The sequence below is a fragment of the Lysinibacillus sp. FSL M8-0337 genome, assembly GCF_038593855.1.
In the GTDB taxonomy this organism is placed as follows: Bacteria; Bacillota; Bacilli; order Bacillales_A; family Planococcaceae; genus Lysinibacillus; species Lysinibacillus sphaericus_D.
The window spans coordinates 3,309,934-3,325,106 of the sequence record NZ_CP151996.1 but is presented as its reverse complement, the minus strand read 5'-3'; the positions used below and the strand labels follow the sequence as shown (position 1 = coordinate 3,325,106).

Annotated in this window: 15 protein-coding genes; 10 read left to right on the top strand and 5 right to left on the bottom strand. The window is 38.6% G+C overall.

What is annotated here, in order from left to right; translation table 11 throughout:
• Positions 1-19: 19 nt before the first annotated feature.
• From MKY08_RS16090 to MKY08_RS16080, 3 genes are all read left to right on the top strand, one after another.
• A complete protein-coding gene (locus MKY08_RS16090; protein WP_069513695.1) occupies positions 20-721 on the top strand; it encodes an amino acid ABC transporter permease in 702 nt (233 codons plus the stop codon).
• A gap of 13 nt (positions 722-734) precedes the next feature.
• The gene (locus MKY08_RS16085; protein WP_069513693.1) at positions 735-1,442 is read left to right on the top strand and encodes an amino acid ABC transporter permease; all 708 of its coding nucleotides are present in this window, start codon (positions 735-737) and stop codon (positions 1,440-1,442) included.
• Positions 1,443-1,514: 72 nt separating this feature from the next.
• Entirely contained in the window at positions 1,515-2,027 is a 513-nt protein-coding gene (locus tag MKY08_RS16080; protein WP_069513690.1) for a GNAT family N-acetyltransferase, read from the top strand.
• Positions 2,028-2,249: 222 nt separating this feature from the next.
• Here the strand turns inward: MKY08_RS16080 and MKY08_RS16075 are convergent, their stop codons facing one another.
• Positions 2,250-3,629, bottom strand: coding sequence for an FAD-linked oxidase C-terminal domain-containing protein (locus tag MKY08_RS16075; protein ID WP_069513688.1), 1,380 nt, complete (start codon positions 3,627-3,629; stop codon positions 2,250-2,252).
• Positions 3,630-3,706: 77 nt separating this feature from the next.
• Entirely contained in the window at positions 3,707-3,916 is a 210-nt protein-coding gene (gene sspI / locus MKY08_RS16070; protein ID WP_024363844.1) for a small acid-soluble spore protein SspI, read from the bottom strand.
• 236 nt (positions 3,917-4,152) lie between these two features.
• On the opposite strand from sspI, the gene MKY08_RS16065 reads away from it, so the two are divergent.
• Both MKY08_RS16065 and MKY08_RS16060 read left to right on the top strand, forming a co-directional pair.
• Positions 4,153-4,677: a sigma-70 family RNA polymerase sigma factor gene (locus MKY08_RS16065; RefSeq protein WP_256093264.1), complete on the top strand. Its 525-nt coding sequence runs from the start codon at positions 4,153-4,155 to the stop codon at positions 4,675-4,677.
• A gap of 212 nt (positions 4,678-4,889) precedes the next feature.
• A complete protein-coding gene (locus MKY08_RS16060; protein WP_256093263.1) occupies positions 4,890-7,043 on the top strand; it encodes an EAL domain-containing protein in 2,154 nt (717 codons plus the stop codon).
• Between the two features lie 104 nt (positions 7,044-7,147).
• Here the strand turns inward: MKY08_RS16060 and MKY08_RS16055 are convergent, their stop codons facing one another.
• The 3 genes from MKY08_RS16055 to MKY08_RS16045 all read right to left on the bottom strand — a co-directional run bounded on the left by MKY08_RS16055 (position 7,148) and on the right by MKY08_RS16045 (position 9,089).
• Positions 7,148-7,339: an H-type small acid-soluble spore protein gene (locus MKY08_RS16055; RefSeq protein ID WP_024363847.1), complete on the bottom strand. Its 192-nt coding sequence runs from the start codon at positions 7,337-7,339 to the stop codon at positions 7,148-7,150.
• Between the two features lie 12 nt (positions 7,340-7,351).
• Positions 7,352-7,510, bottom strand: a complete 159-nt coding sequence (locus MKY08_RS16050) for a YfhD family protein (RefSeq protein ID WP_105928897.1) — start codon at positions 7,508-7,510, stop codon at positions 7,352-7,354.
• A 172-nt stretch (positions 7,511-7,682) separates the two neighbouring features.
• Complete coding sequence (locus MKY08_RS16045; protein ID WP_069513686.1) at positions 7,683-9,089, bottom strand: LysM peptidoglycan-binding domain-containing protein; 1,407 nt, start codon at positions 9,087-9,089, stop codon at positions 7,683-7,685.
• 174 nt (positions 9,090-9,263) lie between these two features.
• On the opposite strand from MKY08_RS16045, the gene MKY08_RS16040 reads away from it, so the two are divergent.
• The 5 genes from MKY08_RS16040 to pheS all read left to right on the top strand — a co-directional run bounded on the left by MKY08_RS16040 (position 9,264) and on the right by pheS (position 15,164).
• Positions 9,264-10,613 (top strand): FAD-binding oxidoreductase, encoded by a 1,350-nt coding sequence (locus MKY08_RS16040; RefSeq protein WP_069513968.1) that lies wholly within the window; start codon positions 9,264-9,266, stop codon positions 10,611-10,613.
• A gap of 359 nt (positions 10,614-10,972) precedes the next feature.
• Positions 10,973-11,767, top strand: coding sequence for an alpha/beta hydrolase (locus MKY08_RS16035; protein ID WP_069513684.1), 795 nt, complete (start codon positions 10,973-10,975; stop codon positions 11,765-11,767).
• A gap of 27 nt (positions 11,768-11,794) precedes the next feature.
• The gene (locus MKY08_RS16030; RefSeq protein ID WP_069513683.1) at positions 11,795-12,763 is read left to right on the top strand and encodes a sensor domain-containing diguanylate cyclase; all 969 of its coding nucleotides are present in this window, start codon (positions 11,795-11,797) and stop codon (positions 12,761-12,763) included.
• A gap of 112 nt (positions 12,764-12,875) precedes the next feature.
• Positions 12,876-13,640, top strand: coding sequence for an RNA methyltransferase (locus MKY08_RS16025; protein ID WP_069513682.1), 765 nt, complete (start codon positions 12,876-12,878; stop codon positions 13,638-13,640).
• Positions 13,641-14,126: 486 nt separating this feature from the next.
• Positions 14,127-15,164 carry a phenylalanine--tRNA ligase subunit alpha gene (pheS, locus tag MKY08_RS16020; RefSeq protein WP_069513965.1) on the top strand — a complete coding sequence of 346 codons (1,038 nt, stop codon included), beginning with the start codon at positions 14,127-14,129 and terminating at the stop codon, positions 15,162-15,164.
• The last annotated feature ends 9 nt before the right edge of the window (positions 15,165-15,173 follow it).

Sequence of the window (15,173 nt, the reverse complement as noted above, 5' to 3'; positions counted from 1 at the left end):
AAGAGAGGATGAGGGAAGTATGGGCAATGATTTTGACTGGATGCTAATAGCGAATGTACTTCCGATATTGCTTCAATATTTACCCGTAACACTGGAGATTTTATTTTTTTCGATTGTTTTTGGCATATTGTTTGGTATCGTAGTTGCCCTACCAAAGCTATTGCAAATACCCATTTTAAAACAAATGGTTACGATTTATATTTCGTTTATTCGTGGTACGCCTATTTTAATCCAGTTGTTTCTAGTGTTTTACGGCATACCTGCTCTATTAAAGATGATTCATATTGATGTAACAAGAATGGATGCTATGTATTTTGTCATCATAACGTATACATTCAGTAATGCTGCATCGTTTGCAGAAATTTTTAGAGCGGCTATTTTAACGATTGACCGTGGGCAATTAGAAGCAGCTTACGCTGTCGGCTTAAATCGAGCGCAAGCATTTTTACGTATTATCTTGCCACAGGCGCTACGTATCGCCTTTCCAAATATGTCGAATACAATGATTAGCTCGTTAAAGGATACGTCATTGGCATTTTCGATTGGTGTTATGGATATGGTCGGTCGAGGAGAAACGCTGATTGCTTCGACTACAAGAGCACTAGAAATCTATTTGGCACTATCAGTCGTTTATTATGTGATTGTGTTGTTCGCAGAAAAGGTGTTGAAACGTAATGAACGCTATCTCAACCGTTATATGAAAGAAGTAGCGATGAGCTAGGGAGGAACAAACAATGACTATAGATATAGCGTTTATATGGCACGCTTTACAGGAAATTTTTAAGGTATTGCCTTTAACTTTGTTTATGACATGTACACCTGTTTGTTTAGGTATTTTAATCGGCATCATCGTCGCCTTTGTTCGCATAAAACAACTAAAAATACTAGCACCGTTATTAAATTTTTACGTTTCTTTTTTCAGAGGCACACCGATTATTATGCATATTATGCTTATTTACTTTGGAATACCAATTGTTGTAGATGCAATTGCACAAGCTTTGAAATTGGACTTTCAGTCAAATACGATTCCAATATTATTTTTTGTCTTACTAGCGTTGACGTTAAGTGCGGGGGCTTATGCTTCAGAAATTATACGATCTGGTATTTTAGGTGTGCCACAAGGGCAATTAGAAGCGGCGTATGCAGTTGGGCTAACGTTTTCGCAGGCAATGCGACGCTTAATATTACCTCAAGCATTTAGTCAATCCATACCGAATTTTACAAATGTCTTTATTGGGTTTTTACATGCAACGTCTTTGGCATTTTTTGTCTCAATTAAAGAGTTAACAGGCGCAGCGAATATCGTAGCTTCCGTTAATTTAAAGTTTTTAGAGGCATTTATAGCAGTCGGCTTAATCTATTGGGGTGTTTCTATAGTTGTGGAATGGTTTGCTCACCAAATCGAACATAGGGTGACGGCTTATCGTAAGGGTAGTATCTAGTTGTGTGCAATTTCAACGTATGAGTGCTTATCCAGTTTTCTAATCAAAAAAGAAGTGAAAGGAGTGTTGTTGATGACAGTAGCACAAATTGTTATTGAACATTTACGACAAGAAGATTATCCAGCTTATTTGGAAGTGCTTGTGGAGAGTTATGCGCAGTATGAGAAAGATTACAAAGACCCAGCGCATTGGGCTCAATATTTACAAGATATTCGGGCGTCTGTTGGCAATCCAAATGCAGAGACGATATTAGTTGCAAAGCGTGAGCAGGAAATTGTAGGAGGCTTGCAACTATTTACAAATGCTGAAAAAGCATACGGTCTTCCTGAACTTGGTATTGAGTCAACGATTGTACGCTTATTAGCAGTTCATCCGAAAGGGAGGGGGCAAGGTGTGGCTAAAAAATTATTACAAGAAAGCTTTGCTTTTGCTCGCAAGCGTCAAGATCAATCTCTCTATTTACATTCTGGAGATATTATGCAAGTTGCCATCAACCTTTATTTATCACTAGGTTTTGTCCGAGACGAGTCAAAAGAGTTTTATAAAGGTGATATCTTGGTGAAAAGCTTCCGCTATGATTTATAACCAATAACCCGCTGAAAAGTAATCAACGGGTATTGTTAGGTGTTTCAAGAAAATCATTTACGAAGAAGAAGATTATCTCGTCGAAACAATGGTTCCACGTGCACTTGGTACAGAGCGTGAAACAGGTGCCTGTCACCTTTAATCACGTTAAAAACACGACCTTCTCCTGAGTTGGAGGGGTCGTGTTTTTTCTCAATAAATGAAAGCAAAAATTTATCGCTACTACAAGTTGAAAATTTTTCCTGGATTCATAATATTATGTGGGTCAAGTGCTGCTTTAATGCTTTTCATAACAAGTAATGAGGCACCGTGCTCCATCGATTGATATTTCATCTTCCCAATCCCTACACCATGTTCTCCTGTACAAGTTCCACCGCGAAGTAACGCATACTGTACAATATGTTCATTAAAACGGTCAGCTTGAGCTTTTTCCTGCGCATTCGTTGGGTCTAACATTAATAAGGCATGGAAATTGCCGTCCCCGACATGTCCGACAATACCTCCTACTAGACCGACTGAGTTTAATTGTTCGCGTGCATAGAGTATCGTTTCCGCTAATTTTGAAATCGGTACGCAGACGTCGGTTGACATCAGTTTTTTACCAGGGTACGCATGAATATATGCATAGGCTAAAGAATGACGTGCCTCCCACAGCTTATTGCGTGCTGCATTGTCTTGTTCAAATTGGACACTTTTACAGCCGAAATCCTCAAAGATTTCTGAAGCAAATTCAATATCTGCACGCATACCTGCATCATTGCCGTGGAATTCTAAAAATAGCGTAGGTTTTTCATCATACGTTGTTTCATTATAAATATTCACTTGTGTAATAGAAGCTTCATCGACTAGTTCAACGCGACCAACGGAGATGCCTGCCTGTAATAATGCGGCTACTGCACTGACAGCATCGCCTACTGTTTCAAAGACGGCGCGGCCAGCAGTCACAAATTCTGGAATACCGTAAACTTGCAATGTCAGTTCTGTAAAGCATCCTAACGTACCTTCTGAACCGACAAATAAACCGTTCAAATGATAGCCAGAAGAAGATTTCGCTGCTAAGTTGCCCGTATGAATTACAGTTCCGTCTGCAAGTACTACTTCTAAATCCCGTACTTGGTCGCGCATTACGCCGTAACGAACTGCTGTCGTACCGCTGGCGTTTGTTGCTGCCATACCACCAAGTGTCGCATCCGCTCCTGGATCTACCGTAAATTGTAGTCCATGTTTTTTTAGTTCTTTATTTAATTGTGCACGTGTCACACCTGGTTGCACTTTTACTAATAAATCTTCTGGACGAATCTCTAAAATTGCATTCATTTCAGAAAAATCGATAGATATACCATTGGCAATCGGAATAGCATTGCCTTCTAAACTTGAGCCAACACCAAATGGAACAACGGGTATAAGATTGGCATGTGCGATTTTCATGATGGCACTTACGTCTCCTGTAGAACGTGGGAAGACGACGATATCTGGTAAGTTCATCGCATGATGAGATTCATCTTTGCCATGTAGTTCTCGTACTGTGTCGTTTGTCGACACTTGCTCATCCGATAATACCTCTCTAAGTTGGTTTACTAGTAGCTCTATTGCAACAGTCATTCCAATCCCTCCAAACTTTCTGATAAATCTAATTTATCATGCGATTAGTGGAATTGGAATGAAGTGTTCATAAAAAATCAGTGTGCAAATACTTTTTCAAGCTTTTGTACGAATGCATCTTGTTCTTCAGCAGTTGATTGTTGCCACCATTTTTCAAAAAATACACCAAGCCCAGGAAGTAGATGCTCCTCACCACGTGAAATAGCATCTTGCACTATATCCTTAAATTCTGCTGCTGATTGTCCATGTACGTTTGCTGATATGGCATCTCTTATTTGAAAATTCATCTATTTCGCCTCCTTAGTCATAATGTGTCCAGTGAAAAAAGAAATATGTATCATCTGAAGGTAAAACATACGATTTGTTTAAATACTTCTTAATATTTCTGCTAAATTAAGGCGAGTTTTTAACTATTTCGTTGATGATTTTTTATAAAAGCGTTTTTCGACGATTTTGTAGTCGCACGTTAAGCTATTAACACCTAGGAATAATGGACTGTGCACAAGTCGTTAGGAAAGTAATAGTGTCACAAGGCAAGCACAAACAACTTCTTTCGCCACAACAGCCATTTGAGGAAATATTAGAATTAGTCCAACCGATGATTACCTCTATCTTATTAAAGTGCCATATTTACAAAGATTTTGCGTATTATCGTCATATTGCAGCAATTGCTGTGTGGAAAGCTTATCAAAAGGCCAATCCATCGAACGGGCAGTTTTCTGCTTATATTTATACAACTGTTAAAGGAGAAATTTTGAAAGAACTATCAAAGAATAAACAATTCCAAGACAACGTGACATTTCTAGCTGATGACAAATTAAACCGTATAAGGTGTCAGCGGGAACAAATTAATCGACTAGAGGCATGCTTATTAGTAGAGACGATCATGGGTAATTTAAATGAGTTAGACCGAAAGATACTGCAACTTTATTACCTAGAGGGCTATACGTATGATGAAATAGCTAAAGAACTACATCTGTCTGTAGCGGCAGTCAAAAAGAGACGTACTAGACTGATGTGTAAGCTCCGTAGCCATTACCGTCAATAAAGATATTACTACAAAAAGATAGTAAAAGTATGCTAATATCAAAATAAATTGAATATTAGCATACTTTCGCTTGGTGCATACAAAGTCTAATAAAAGTGCTATGATTTGTAAGAAGTCTAAGATATATACAATTTCAATATCGTTGCTATGAATTAATAGATATAAATACCTATCTATTTAAAATGAGTTTAACTTGGTATGGAGGGTTAGTATTGGAAAACGCGCGTAATAATATAGTTATAGACAAAAAGGAGCTTGGATTTAGTGCGATACCGTTGCTACTATTACTACCACTAATCGTTTTTAACCATCAGCTTTTTGCTATTTTTGAAGGTAGCTTTGTTTATTTAAGTTTAATCATGAAAATTTTAATCGTAGTTTTTACTATGACCATTGCTATTCATTCATGGTTAACCTTTTCACAGCTATTATCAAATCAAACATTATACATAGGTAGTATATTTTTCGTTGTTGCTTTGTTAGAAATTGCGAACATTGTTATCGCGGTTTCTCAAAGCCTAGACATAATGTTAATAAGCGTTTGGATACAGATTTTCATGCGCTTCGCTTTAGTAATTGGTGTATTACTTATGATTGTAAAGCCTAGAAAAAAGTTAACGTTGGCACATCGTAGGATTGCTTATGGCATTGCTGTTTTAACTGTTGCCTTAGTACTCATGATATTGTATAAGGTACAACCATTTATTGGAGGCAATCAATTTGTGACAACAATACAAAGTAGCGTGCAATTATTAACTGCGCTGTTACAAGGTGTTTCAATCTATTTTTTAAGTAAGCATTATAAGGAGGCACCTAAACAAACTGTATGGCTAATGAGTGGGTCAGTTTACTTGATTTTGAGCGATTTTTTATTTGTTTGTAGCAATAACTTTAGTGGTATTTGGATGTTCGCTGCACTCTTTTATCAATTTTTTGCATATTATATTTTTTTAAAGGCTATCTACTATACATCAGTTGAAAAGCCCTATCAACAGCTATTAAAAATTAAGCTAGACTTGGAACAGTCGCAAAAGGAACTAACTTTTCAAGCTTATCATGATGATATTACCCAACTTCCGAATGAGCGTCTTCTTTTAAAAACATTAAAGGAGAAGCTGCGTAAGGATGGTAGGCAACAGGCCATTATCTCCATTGAAATTGATCGTCTGGCAACCATTAGTGACTCCTTAGGCATTAGTTATTCTAATAAGATGATGAAACTTGTAGCTGAAAGAATTCAAGCGATGCTGCCACCACATTATTTTGCGACAAAGTTACGGGAGAGCCAGTTTGTTATTTATATTAATCATGTACAAACAAAAGAAGAATTGATACAGTTTTGCTTGAATTTAAAAAGTGTCATGAATCAACCGCTGCAAGTACAACTTTTTTCATTAAAAGGCAATGTCAATATTGGCATTGCATTCAATGACGCCAATTGTTCGGCGGAACAGTTATTGACGCATGCGCAGCTAGCAATGCGTGAAGCGAGCCAACTACCGCAACGTCTTCTATTTTACCAACAGCACATGTCAACCGGTGTGGCAGATCGTATTTTACTAGAGCAGGAGTTACATAGGGCGCTCGAGCGTCAGGAATTTTATTTGGCTTATCAGCCACAAATTAATTTGAAAACAGGAAAAATAGAATCTGTCGAGGCGCTAGTGCGCTGGCGTCACCCAGATCGGGGACTTGTCCCACCTGATACGTTTATCGAGATAGCAGAAGAGTCAGGGCTAATTATTCCTTTGGGTAAATGGATTCTTGAAACAGCATGCTTACAAGTAAAAGCATGGGAAGCGCAAGGCTTGCCGCCAATGAAAGTTGCGGTTAATTTATCTCTTGGCCAATTATTTCAGCAAGATTTAGTACAAATGGTGAGAGAGATTTTGCAACGAAGTAAGTTGGAACCAAGCTATCTTCAATTGGAGATTACAGAAAGTATGACAATGAATATTGATCAAATGACGCAGTTATTACATGAATTAAAGGCACTGGGGATTCAAATAGCTGTCGATGATTTTGGGACAGGTTACTCGTCTTTATCATATTTAAAAGATTTTCCAATCGACTGTTTAAAAATTGATCGTGCTTTCGTACATAATATTCAACATGACCCAAATGATGAAGCGCTCGTGTCCATGATTCTTTCAATGGCAAAGCATTTACGTTTAAAAGTTGTCGCTGAGGGGATAGAGGAAATTGCGCAACTTGCTTTCCTTGTTGCAGGGGATTGCGATTATATACAAGGTTATTTATTTAGTAAGCCTATTTCAGCTGAACAGCTTGCAACAACGTTTAAAGACTTACATATGCATGCAAATGACATTTTAGAGCGTTTTAACGGGGAAGAATACAACATTTAAAAAGATAGTGAATGAAAATGGTAAATCCGCTTTGACTTAATTAGGCTGCAAAAAGATTGCACCTAATTAAGTACAATGCGGATTTTTGGGGAGGCCTCATTATTTTAATGAACGAGGTATTCTTCTTTCAATTCTGAAATATTGACTTCAGAGCGTTCTTCTAGCGAGCGTCGTAAATGCACAGTGGCTGTTTTGCGATCATCATGTAGCTTGTCAATCCATATAGAAACGCCATTGTAGCTCACTTCATATTCCGATGGAGAGGCAACAATTTCTTGTGCGCGTTGATACTCCAATTGAATACCCCCTTATTTTTTTTGCTTGTTTTTCGTCACAGCATTAATAAGTTCTGTGAATTCTTGGGAAAACTCTTCTTTTACTTTATCAGGTGCAATTTTTTGGTTTTTTGGTGTCTGTGGTAATGAACCTTTATTTTGGCTTTTCCCTTGTTTATTATCTCTTCCCATTGTGCTATCTCCTTTCAGTTTGATATTTCTTAATATGGCTTTCAAGTGCTATTTTTATCATGGGAAATACTAGGGAAACATAAGAAATTCATGAAAGGATGTCAAAAGGTTTGGCCTAGATTAATAAAAGCTTATGAAAGATAGGCGTTTCGGGAAATTCTAGTAGTAGTCCTTATTTTTTTATAGAGAAATCATTTTCTAATAGCGCCCAATTTTGAGGGAACGGAAAACCTAAAGCCCAATAGCTCACACCACGAAGATGATACTGCTTGAGTAGGTCGAATTTAGCTTGAGCGCTTCTGGCGTCTTCAAACCAAACCTCATGATTTCTTCCTTGCTTGTCAACGTAGCGGAAAAATGGTGATTGTGTAGTGCGATCATATTGAATTGTAGCGCTGAACTGTTTGGCTCTTGTAATGGCTTCTTGCGGGCTAAAGGTTTCCGCTTCTTGCCCTTTGACATGAGGAACTAGCCAATCCCGTGCATAAATTTGAAAGCCTAAAAAAATTTTATTAGCGGGAATTATTGTTAGAGCGTATTCTACAACTTTCTTCATTTCATTGATGGGCGAGATGGCCTGTGGAGGTCCAAGGCGATAGCCCCATTCATAGGTCATTAACACAACAAAATCCACAATTTTGCCATGCGCCTCATAATCATATGCTTCATATGTTGACCCTGCTGAAGAAGGTCTTGTTTTTGGAGCAAGTGCAGTTGATACTAAATAACCTTGTGGGTGTAGACGATCAACGGCTAATTGAAGGAATTGGTTGTACTGTTCTCGGTCTGTTGGAAGGACGTTTTCAAAGTCTATGTTTAACACTTTATAGCCTTTATCCTGCATCACATGTAATAGATTATCCACCACTTTTTCACGTAACGGTTCGTTAGATAAAATAATATGGGCTAAGTTGGAGCCGCTTTCTGTAGATGTAAAATTTGTAATAGTTAGCATTGGTAGGATGTTTTGCGATTGTGCTGCGTCAATCATTGCCTGGTCATTAATCGGTTGTAATGTACCGTCTTCCTCTATCATATAAGCAAACGGGCTAAAAAAAGTGAGAAGATGACCGATTGCATGTAATGACTGAACAGCTTCTTCAGGCGGTTGATACGTATAGGCATTTACTTCAATGGAAGGCTTGGCTCTAGGAATAACTAACTGTGAACCGACAAAAATCATATTTGGATTTGTCATGCTATTTTCTTCTACAATCGCTTGAACGGTTGTACCATAGTGGCTAGCGATTTGTGATAATGTTTCGCCAGCTTGTACAGTATGTGTAATGGGAGGAATAATCAGTTTTGTTCCAGGTGTTAAAACATCTGGATTCGTAAGGTGATTCATATGAATAATTGTTTGCATGGATACGTTATATTGTTTGGCAATCGTCGATAATGTGTCCCCTTTTTTGACGATATGCGTTGTGTAAGCAGAAGGAATCACGAGTGATTGTCCGATTATTAATTGATTTGGGTTAGATAACGCATTTAATTGAATAATCGCTTGCAGTGGCACAGCATAACGGTTTGCAATGTGCCATAATGTTTCACCAGCACGCACTACATGTATTAACATTGTTCTCCCCCTAATAGGTTTTGTTAATGCATCATATGAAACAAAATAGATAGCTGATGATGAAATGCCATGTTATTTTTCATTCTTTCCCATTTTAAAATGCATATTTTTTCCTCAATAAATATACATAGTATAGTACATGCGCATTGCATTATTGGAGAAAGGGGCTGTATGTTGAAGAAAGTAAAGCTCACAGGAAGAATTGTTAGTCCAGGTGATCCAGATTACGATGAAGCGAGGACAAATAATAACTTAAGTTTGCCAAAATTCCCGAGTAAAATTGTCTTTTGCCAAAGGACGAAAGATGTCGTGAATGCGTTAAAATGGGTTAGGGAAAATAATGAGGACTTCCGAATCAGGAGTGGGCGTCATAGTTATGAAAATTATTCCTTAATCAATCACGGTTTAGTCATTGATGTGAGTGAAATGAACGACATAACCATTAATTTAGATTATGGAACTGCTCGCATTGAGGCGGGTGCGAACTTAGGGCAAGTATACCGTACATTATGGGAACATGGTATGACAATCCCAGGAGGAACTGAAAGTAGTGTAGGAATTGTGGGTTTAACGCTTGGTGGAGGTATCGGTATGCTTTCTCGTCCTTTTGGGCTTACTTGCGATCAATTAATTGAAATTGAAATGGTTGGAGCGAGTGGTCATCAAGGAGCGGAGCTGATTCGAGCAAATCGGCAGATGAATAGTGATTTATTTTGGGCTAGCTGTGGTGGCGGTGGGGGGAATTTCGGAGTTGTCACAGCACTTACGTTTAAGCTACATCCTATAGCGGAAGTGTCTCTTTTCAATATTACATGGGACTGGGATGATTTTGAGGTTGCTTTTGATGCATGGCAGAAATGGGCGCCTTATACAGATGAACGTTTAACCTCACAAATAGAGCTAAAAGCAAAGGAAGTAGGGGACATTGTTGTGCAAGGTATATTTGTTGGCGCGGCATCGGAATTAAAAAAGCTATTACGACCATTAAGGAAAAGTGGTTCACCAACGGATGTATGGATAAAAGAAGTCCCGTACATGAAAGCGGTACGATTTTTTGATGTCCCGAGTGGTAACCAGCCGGCACTCCGTAAAAGATCAGGTTCCTTTATTGAAAAACCATTTCCTCATGCTGCCATCTTGACTATGAAGCAATTTTTAGCAAATGCGCCCAACAGAAATGCGAGCATCTGGCACCAATCGCTAAGAGGTGCTGTTAGTCACATTGCACCAAATCGTACTGCCTATTACTATCGGGACGCTCTTATTGCCCAAGAGTACATCACTTCATGGGAACAAACTCAAGATGAAAAGGAAAATGTGCAGTGGGTGGAAGAGTTAAGAAGGACATTATCCCCGTTTACAATGGGTGATTATGTGAACTTTCCAGATCAATCGATTGAAAACTGGCCAACTGCATACTATGGGCGTAATTTCAGACGGTTAAGAGAAGTGAAAACCAAATACGATCCTTTCAATGTATTTCGATTCCAGCAAAGTATCCCTCCGATTCGAAAATGGCTGTAGTGAAAGTAAAGTTTGGACATAAGGAAAAAGTGTTAGATTGCGTGCGCACAATCTAACACTTTTTGCTATGTTTTAAAGGTAAACTGGCGAATTTCTCAATAGCTTGCATATCCTCCGTTGTGTGCTTTTCCGCAGGGGTTCCTGTTGTAGCTAGCCTCAACTAGTTACTAAATTTTTTTGTAAAAGAGCTATTTTTCACAGCAAAAATGGAAAAACACAGAGCCCTTGTTTCGAAATTATTAAAAAATTATGCCCGATGCCTTTTATTATTCATTTCACACTCGTTATTTCCCTTGATAATTATTGAATACACCGTCAAAATGGAGATATTACATATATTTCTAGAGGGAGTAAATGCGATGAAGGATGTAGTTGTACGCAATAATGTGAAAATAATCGGCAAAGGGAAGCAACCAATATTATTTGCACATGGATTTGGTTGCGATCAAAATATGTGGCGTTATATTACACCTGCATTTGAGGAACACTATCAAATTATTTTATTTGATTATGTTGGTTCAGGTAATTCTGATTTTAATGCCTATCAATCTCAAAAATACCAGTCACTTCAGGGTTACAAACAGGATGTTTTGGATATCATTGAGACACTTGAACTGCAACAGGTCATTTTTATTGGTCATTCTATTAGTTCAATGATTGGCTTACTTGCCTCCATTGAACGCCCAGATTATTTTGAAAAACTAATCATGATTGGCCCTTCACCTCGTTATTTAAATGATAGAGATGGCTATGTTGGTGGATTTGAGCTAAGTGACATTATCGAAATATTAGATATGATGGAAATGAACTTTTTGGGTTGGGCTAGTTTTCTAGCGCCTATTGCTATGAATAATCCTGAATCTCCAAAATTAACAAATGAGCTTGAACAAACTTTTAAATCAGCAGACCCGGTCATTGCAAGGGAGTTTGCAGAAGTTACTTTTTTATCGGATCATCGAAGTGATTTATCTAAGGCAAGTGTCCCTATTTTAATCATGCAATGTTCGGATGATAGTATCGTTCCAATTGAGGTTGGAGAATATCTACATCAGCATTTAAAAGCTAGTACGTTGCGTTTAATGACAGCAAAAGGCCATTATCCACATATTAGCCATCCGCAAGAAACGATTGATTTAATTACACAATTTCTTTAATGGAAAATGAAAGGATTATTATCAGACATGGATAAACGATTGAACTATGCACCTTGTGGATTTATTGCCATTACACTTGATGGCATCATGATTGAGGTGAATCAGACCTTTCTGCAGTGGATGGGTTATGAACGGGTGGATATATTACACCAGCATATTGAAATTCTCATGTCAAAGCCTAACAAAATGATTTTTCATTCATATTTTTACCCGACCATTAATTTGCACGATTATGTGGAAGAATTATTCATCAGTTTAAAGCATGACAATGGTACAGCCATTCCTTTTCTGTTGAACGGTCGGAAATATGCGGTGGGAGAGGTAGAATGTATTGATTGCATTTTTGTGCCGATGAAAAAGCGCATTGATTATGAATTAGAATTACGTGCGGCTAAAAAGCAACTAGAGGCAGCTTATTTAGAAAAGGATCAAGCATTAGCAAAATTAAAGCAAATCCATTTGGCAATTGAGCACAAACAAGAAGAGCTATTAAATATGAACGCTACGCTTGTAGAACTTTCCATTACGGATAAGCTAACAGGCTTGAAAAACAGAAGATTTTTTCAAGATAAACTTGAGGAACAGTTTGCTATGTTCAGTAAAACGGGGATCCCTTTCTCACTATTAATTTTGGATATCGATCATTTTAAAAAGGTCAATGATACATTTGGACACCAAGTAGGAGATGAGGTGCTTGCCCAATTGGCGCAAATTTTAGATGCACAAGCTCGTCCTGGCGATGTAGTAGCGCGCTATGGTGGAGAAGAATTTGTCATTATTTTACCTGATACCAGTGTCGATGATTGTTGGGCTATTGCCGAACACCTTCGTCAAACGGTTGAGCAGGCTCAATGGCAGACAGGAAGCATTACGATAAGTATCGGCATTGCCACAGCAACCGAGAACGATTCCGATGCGACGATTTTGAAAAAGGCGGATCAGGCTTTATATACTTCGAAAGAGAACGGAAGAAACAGAGTAAGTGTATTTGAGTGACTGGCACGCAAACAATTCTGACAATTCACTACGTTTTACTGGACTATGTAATTTGCGGTTTTCTACTGTATAATAATGAACAGTAAATAGGATAAAGGCGGTACAAACTACGATGAAAAGAATAGAATCTACGCAAAATGCGTTAGTGAAATATTGGAAAAAGCTAGCAACTACGCGAAAAGAGCGGGAACGTTCGGGTGAGTTTTTAGTTGAAGGCTTCCATTTAGTAGAAGAAGCGTTGAAAAACGACAATCAAGTGTTACAGCTCATTGTGCGCGAGGGTGTTGATTTACCGTTGCTATGGCCAATCGACAATGTAGCAATGGTGGAAGTAACAGCAGCAGTAGCAAAAGAATTTGCTGAAACAGAGACCTCTCAAGGAGTTTTTGCAGTATGCAAACAGCTAGCAGTAGAAGAAGATGCAATGGCTTCTTGGCGCAAGGTACTTCTAATTGATGCTGTGCAAGACCCAGGTAATATTGGCACAATGATTCGAACAGCAGATGCTGCTGGTCTCGATGCAGTGATTTTAGGCAAAGGTTGTGCAGATTTATATAACCCGAAAACACTGCGTTCTGCCCAAGGGTCACATTTCCATATTCCTGTAATCCGTGGTGAATTAGAAGATTGGATTGATATGCTTCAGGGCAATGGTGTACCTGTATTTGGGACAGCTCTTGATGAGGATGCAGTCGTTTATCATGAAATTCAGCATACGGGTGCTTTTGCGATTATGATGGGCAATGAAGGTAGTGGCATTAATCCACAGCTATTAGCGATGACAGATCAAAACATTATTATTCCCATTTTCGGACAAGCAGAATCGTTAAATGTCGCTGTTGCAACAGGTATTGTGTTATATGGCTTTGTCAAATAAAAATTGGTATATAATGGAGGTTAATACCGATAAACAAGTGTAAATCACCTGTAAAGTAAACCTTCCAACAACGCCGATAAAATAATGCTAAAGTGAAGCTTGCACAGATGCCCCTTGATTTGAAGTGGTATCATATTGTATAATCACATTTAAAATGTAATTCTGTATAATGAAATGCTTTGACCAGGAAGTAGTAAAGATTGTGAATGGACGACAGGGAGCGTAGGCCGGAGATTGAGAGCCAGCGCCGAACCAATGCAATTTTGAATTCATCCTGCGAGCAGCTACCGGGACCAGCAAGAATAGATGCTGTAAAGGTAAGCCGGCTTCAATCGAGTCGTTATGGCAATGAAGTGATTGTGCGCACTAAAAGCGCGCAATAACTAGGGTGGTACCGCGAATATGTCCTCGTCCCTTTTTTGGGGGCGAGGTTTTTTTATGCCATTTGAGCAAGCGGGCATTTATATGATCAAGGAGGTTTTTTACATGGAAGAGCAATTAAAGCAGTTAGAACAAGAAGCGCTAGCAAAAATTGAAGCAGCAGCAAATCTAAAAGAATTAAATGATGTGCGTGTCGCTTATTTAGGGAAAAAGGGACCCATCACAGACTTACTAAAAGGAATGGGGAAATTATCGGCTGAAGAACGTCCAAAAATGGGGGCTTTAGTTAATACAGTTCGTGAAAATGTTACAGCAGTGTTAGAAACAAAAGCGACTGTATTAGAAGAAGCAGCAATTGCCGAAAAATTAGCAAGTGAGTCGATTGATGTCACATTACCAGGGCGTGCTATTAAAGTAGGTAACCGTCATCCTTTAACACGCGTTATTGAAGAAATTGAAGATTTATTTATCGGCATGGGTTATGAAATTGCGGAAGGTCCAGAAGTGGAAAAGGATTACTATAACTTTGAAGCGTTAAACTTACCAAAAGGTCACCCTGCACGTGATATGCAGGATTCATTCTATATTTCCGAGGAAATATTATTACGTACACATACGTCTCCAGTTCAGGCACGTACAATGGAAGCGAAAAAAGGCGAATCGATTCGTATTATTTGTCCAGGGAAAGTATTCCGTCGTGATAATGATGATGCAACACACTCTCACCAATTCATGCAAATTGAAGGTTTAGTTATTGGTGAAAATATTCGTATGAGTGATCTGAAAGGGACATTAGATACACTAGCGAAAAAAATGTTCGGTGCTGACCGTGAGATTCGTCTGCGTCCAAGTTTCTTCCCATTCACAGAGCCGTCTGTTGAAATGGACATTTCTTGCTTCAAATGCGGTGGTGCAGGTTGTAACGTATGTAAAGGCACAGGCTGGATTGAGATTTTAGGTGCAGGTATGGTACACCCAAATGTACTTGAAATGGCTGGTTATGATCCGAAGAAAGTTTCTGGTTTCGCATTTGGTATTGGAGCAGAACGTATCGCTATGTTGAAATATGGCGTCGACGATATTCGTCATTTCTATACAAGTGACACACGTTTCTTATCACAATTCGAGCGAACAGAGGCGTAAGGGGGACTA

What these genes read in the sequence shown, in the direction of transcription:
- MKY08_RS16090 (WP_069513695.1), top strand. Translation starts at nt 20, where the DNA reads ATGGGCAATGATTTTGACTGGATGCTAATAGCGAATGTACTTCCGATA.
- MKY08_RS16085 (WP_069513693.1), top strand. Translation starts at nt 735, where the DNA reads ATGACTATAGATATAGCGTTTATATGGCACGCTTTACAGGAAATTTTT.
- MKY08_RS16080 (WP_069513690.1), top strand. Translation starts at nt 1,515, where the DNA reads ATGACAGTAGCACAAATTGTTATTGAACATTTACGACAAGAAGATTAT.
- MKY08_RS16075 (WP_069513688.1), bottom strand. Translation starts at nt 3,629, where the DNA reads ATGACTGTTGCAATAGAGCTACTAGTAAACCAACTTAGAGAGGTATTA.
- sspI (WP_024363844.1), bottom strand. Translation starts at nt 3,916, where the DNA reads ATGAATTTTCAAATAAGAGATGCCATATCAGCAAACGTACATGGACAA.
- MKY08_RS16050 (WP_105928897.1), bottom strand. Translation starts at nt 7,510, where the DNA reads ATGGGAAGAGATAATAAACAAGGGAAAAGCCAAAATAAAGGTTCATTA.
- MKY08_RS16045 (WP_069513686.1), bottom strand. Translation starts at nt 9,089, where the DNA reads ATGTTAATACATGTAGTGCGTGCTGGTGAAACATTATGGCACATTGCA.
- MKY08_RS16035 (WP_069513684.1), top strand. Translation starts at nt 10,973, where the DNA reads ATGAAGGATGTAGTTGTACGCAATAATGTGAAAATAATCGGCAAAGGG.
- MKY08_RS16030 (WP_069513683.1), top strand. Translation starts at nt 11,795, where the DNA reads ATGGATAAACGATTGAACTATGCACCTTGTGGATTTATTGCCATTACA.
- MKY08_RS16025 (WP_069513682.1), top strand. Translation starts at nt 12,876, where the DNA reads ATGAAAAGAATAGAATCTACGCAAAATGCGTTAGTGAAATATTGGAAA.
- pheS (WP_069513965.1), top strand. Translation starts at nt 14,127, where the DNA reads ATGGAAGAGCAATTAAAGCAGTTAGAACAAGAAGCGCTAGCAAAAATT.